Origin of the sequence: Micromonospora sp. S-DT3-3-22, assembly GCF_015354745.1 — a bacterium.
GTDB lineage: Bacteria > Actinomycetota > Actinomycetes > Mycobacteriales > Micromonosporaceae > Micromonospora > Micromonospora wenchangensis.
This window is the reverse complement of the sequence record NZ_JACGMO010000234.1, coordinates 1-4,150: the sequence shown is the minus strand read 5'-3', so window position 1 is coordinate 4,150 and position 4,150 is coordinate 1. Positions and strand designations below refer to the sequence as shown.

At 74.9% G+C, this 4,150-nt stretch carries 3 protein-coding genes and 1 pseudogene; all 4 read left to right on the top strand.

Annotation, left to right across the window (positions count from 1 at the left end; genetic code table 11):
- Positions 1 to 613: hypothetical protein (locus tag H1A17_RS33585; RefSeq protein ID WP_194823774.1), on the top strand; the 613-nt coding region annotated here is incomplete at its 5' end.
- 98 nt (positions 614 to 711) lie between these two features.
- Entirely contained in the window at positions 712 to 2,379 is a 1,668-nt protein-coding gene (locus tag H1A17_RS33580; protein WP_194823773.1) for a right-handed parallel beta-helix repeat-containing protein, read from the top strand.
- Positions 2,380 to 2,384: 5 nt separating this feature from the next.
- Complete coding sequence (locus tag H1A17_RS33575) at positions 2,385 to 3,950, top strand: glycosyltransferase family 39 protein (RefSeq protein WP_194823772.1); 1,566 nt, start codon at positions 2,385 to 2,387, stop codon at positions 3,948 to 3,950.
- A pseudogene (locus H1A17_RS34970) lies at positions 3,947 to 4,150 on the top strand (hypothetical protein); the annotation flags it as partial. The gene H1A17_RS33575 and the pseudogene H1A17_RS34970, both read left to right, overlap by 4 nt.

Genomic DNA, 4,150 nt, shown 5'->3' with positions numbered 1-4,150 from the left:
CGTCGCCGGCCGGACGGCCGACGGGCCGGCCACCGTCGCCGCGACGGCCTCCGCGACCCCGAGCGCCGACCTGGGGTTGCCGAGCACGCCGCCGCGTCGGCCGGGGGTGGAGCCGCCGGTCGGCGGCGGCTGGCCCGCCGGGGCGCCCACCTTCGCCGGGACCGAACCGACCCGGGAGATCACCGGCCTGGCCGGGGTCGACTTCAGCTTCCGGGTGCCCACCGGCTGGAGCTGCACCGAGGCCGGCCGTACCAGCGGTTCGGCGCACTACCGGTGCGGCGTCCCGGCCGCCGACGGGTCGATCATCGGTGGCGACCTGGTCGTCCGGCAGTGCCCCCGGCTCTGCACCGACGAGCGCCGCACCGCGCTGCGCCGGCAGGAGGAGGCATGGGGGTTGCAGTGGATCCGCAGCGGCGAGTTCACCACCTGGGCGGAGACCACCCGGGCGGACGGTACGCCGCGCTACGGGCTGGTCTACCTCTCCTACTGGCGCAGCGTGCCGGAGGACGCGATCGACAGGCAACTGGTGCTGCGGATGACCGCGCCGCCGGACCGCGCGGACGAGGTGCGCAAGGTGGCCGCCTCGGTGCGGGAGGCCACCTTCACCATCTGACGCGGGGGCGAGGCCACCCCCGGTCGACCGGTACCCTTCGACCGGACGTCGACGACGAACCGGTCCGTCCTTCCACGACCGAGCGGGGCCATGTGCGCATGCTGACTGTCTCCCCTGACCGAGCCGGGGCCTGTCCGACCATCGCGGACGCGTTGGAGATCGCGCCGGACGACGCGGTCGTCTCGATCGCCCCCGGCGTCTACCCCGAATCGCTCCGGCTGGACGGCCGGCGGGTCCGGCTGGTGGCCGCCGGCGAGCCGGGCTCGGTCATCGTGGACGGTCGGGCCGCCGGACGCCCGACGGTGGCCTGCACCGGCGGCGAGGTGCTGTTGCAGGGGCTGGTCGTGCAGGCCGGCGACTATCCGGCGGTGGAGGCGGTCGGCGGCCGGCTGCGCATGGAGAAGTGCCAGGCCAGCGCCGGGTACGCCGCAGCCGTGTCGGTACGCGACGGGGCCCGGATCGAGGCCGTCGAGGTCACCGTCACCGGCGGCCAGCACGGGCTGGTCGTCTCGGACGCGGGCGGCACGGTCGAGCAGTGCGAGATCCGCGACGTCACCGACGACGGGATCATCGTGCGGCTCGGGGCCGACCCGACCATCCGCAACTGCACCGTCGGCGCCGCCGGCTTCCGGGGCGTGTACGTCTACCAGGCGGCCCGCCCCACCATCGAACGCTGCGACATCTCCGGCACCGGCGACGCCGGCATCGTGGTCGCGTTGCAGAGCAGCCCCACCATCGTGGACTGCTGGGTGCACGACACCCGGGGCGTCGGCATCGACGTCGGCCGGGGCTGCGGCGGCACGGTCGAGGGCTGCCGTACGGAGCAGACCGCCGCCCCCGGCGTCCGGATCGCGGAGGGGGCCAGCACCGTCCACCGGGCGGCGGAGGCGGGCGGGCGGCCGATGGCCGGGGTGAGCGCGGGCGGCGGGACGGTCGGCCAGGACGAGCGGAAGGTCGAGGAACTCCTCGCCGAACTCGACTCGATGATCGGTCTGGCCGGGGTGAAGGCCGAGGTGCGTTCGCTGATCGATGAGATCCAGGTCAACGAGTGGCGGCGCAACGCCGGGCTGGCGGTGGGTGCGGTCAGCCACCACCTGATCTTCACGGGCGCGCCGGGCACCGGCAAGACGACCGTGGCGCGGGTCTACGGGCAGTTGCTCAAGGCCCTCGGGGTGCTGCCCAACGGCCAGTTCCGGGAGGTGTCCCGGCGGGACCTGGTCGGCCAGTACATCGGGCACACCGCCGAGAAGACCTCCTCGGTGTTCACCGAGGCGCTGGGCGGGGTGCTGTTCATCGACGAGGCGTACACCCTGTCCCGGGCCGGGGGTGCCGGCGGCGACTTCGGCCAGGAGGCGATCGACACCCTGGTCAAGCTGATGGAGGACCACCGGGACCAGGTGGCGGTGATCGTCGCCGGGTACACCACCGAGATGGCCGCCTTCCTGGACGCCAACTCCGGGCTGGCGTCCCGGTTCGCCAAGACGTTGGAGTTCGAGAACTACAGCCCGGTCCAGTTGGTCGACATCGTCGGCCGGATCGCCCGCAACGACGAGTACCTGCTCGCCGAGGGGCTGACCGACGGGCTGCTGGAGTGGTTCGGCCAGATCGAGCGGGACCAGAACTTCGGCAACGCCCGGGAGGCCCGCAAGCTGCTGGAGGGGATGCGCAAGGCGCAGTCCGGGCGGCTGCGCGCGCTGGGACGGATGCCGAGCCGGGACGACCTGCGCACCCTCGTCCTGGACGACCTGCTCGCCGCCACCCGGTGACCGGGATGTCGCCCACCGGGGGCACCGGTGCCCGCAGCGACGCGCCGACCGCCCTGATCGTCCGGGTCCGCGACGCGCCACCCGAGCCGGCCGCCCCGTGGCGGCCCACCGAGGCCGACCAGCCGGCCCCGCCGGAACCCCTGGACGCGCCCTGGCTGCGCCACCTGGCCCGGCTGCTGCCGATGGCGGTCGTCGCCGTCCTCGGCGGGATCGGGCTGAACCGGCCCGGCCTGTGGGAGGACGAGCTGGCCACCTGGGGCATGGTCACCGTCGGGTTCGACGACTTCGTGGCGGTGCTGCGCAACGTCGACGCCTCCATCGGCCCGTACTACCTGCTGATGCGCGGCTGGGTGGTGCTGGCCGGCAGCTCCGACGTCGCGTTGCGGGTGCCGTCGCTGCTGGCCATGGCGGCGGCGGCCGGCCTGGTCGCCGCGATCGGCCTGCGGATCGGCGGGCTGCGGGTCGGGCTGGTCGCCGGCCTGCTGTTCGCGGTGCTGCCGACCACCTCCCGGTACGCGCAGGAGGCCCGGCCGTACGCGTTCGCGGTGTGCGCCGCCGCGCTGGCCACCCTGCTGCTGGTCCGGCTGCTGGAGCGGCCCCGGTTCCTCCGTTACCTGGGGTATTCCGCCGTGGTGGCGTTGCTGGGGCTGATGCACCTGGTGGGCCTGCTGCTGCTCGTCGCGCACGCGCTGGTCGCCTGGCGGGGGGCGCAGCGCCGGCGGGGCTTCTTCGGCTGGCTCGGCGCGGCCGTGGCCGGCACGCTGCCCGTGCTGCCCGTCCTCTGGCTGGGCCGGCAGCAGACCGGTACGCAGATCAACTGGATTCCCCCGGTCACCCTGGACCGGCTGGTCGACACGCCGGAGGCGCTGTTCGGCGGGCCGCTGCTCGCCGGTGCGGTGCTCGCCCTGGCCTTCCTCGGCATGTCGATGCGGGAGCGGGCGGCGGTGGCCACCGCGTGGCTGGTGCTGCCCACCGTCGGCCTGCTGCTCGCCGCCCAGCTCACCCCGCTCTGGCTGCCGCGCTACCTGCTGTTCACGGTGCCGGCCTGGGCGCTGGTCGCCTCGCTGGCGTTGCGGCGCAGCTCGCTGCTGCGGGGCACCGCCGCGATGCTGGCGATCGGCCTGCTCGGCATCCCGGTGCAGGTCGAGATCCGGGGCGTCACCGGCCACAGCCAGGGCACCAAGGACATCGCCGCCGTGCTGCGGGCGCACGCGCGCCCCGGCGACACCCTGGTGTACGGCCCGTTCGACGCCGGTGACCAGCGCACCAGCCGGGACGCGGTGAACCGGTACGTCGACGAGAGCTGGCGACCCCGGGACGTGCTGATGACCGTACCGGCCCGCCGGCAGGGCACCCTGGGGGCGCGGGAGTGCGCCGACCGGGACGTACCGGTGTGTCTGGGTCGCCCGGAGCGGGTGTGGGTCGTCCGCAAGGGAGCCCTCGACGATCCGGTGCAGCGGATCGGGCCGGCCAAGGAGGCCGCGCTCAAGTCGTACGCCGTCGACCGCACCTGGCGGGTCCGGGGCTTCAGCATCGGGCTGCTGGTGCGTAAGCCGGAGGTGGGGAAGTGAGCACCCGGGCCGGCGCGGGGCGCGCCGACGAGACGACGGAGTTCCACCGTCCGGTGCTGCCACCCCGTCCCACCCCACCGGCACCCCCGCCCGGCCCGGTGCCGGCCCGGGACGCGCACCCGCAGCGCAGGCCGGCACCACCGCCCGACCCGGCAACCCCGCGCACGGCACCGCAGCGCGGACCGCTGCGGGACCCGGTC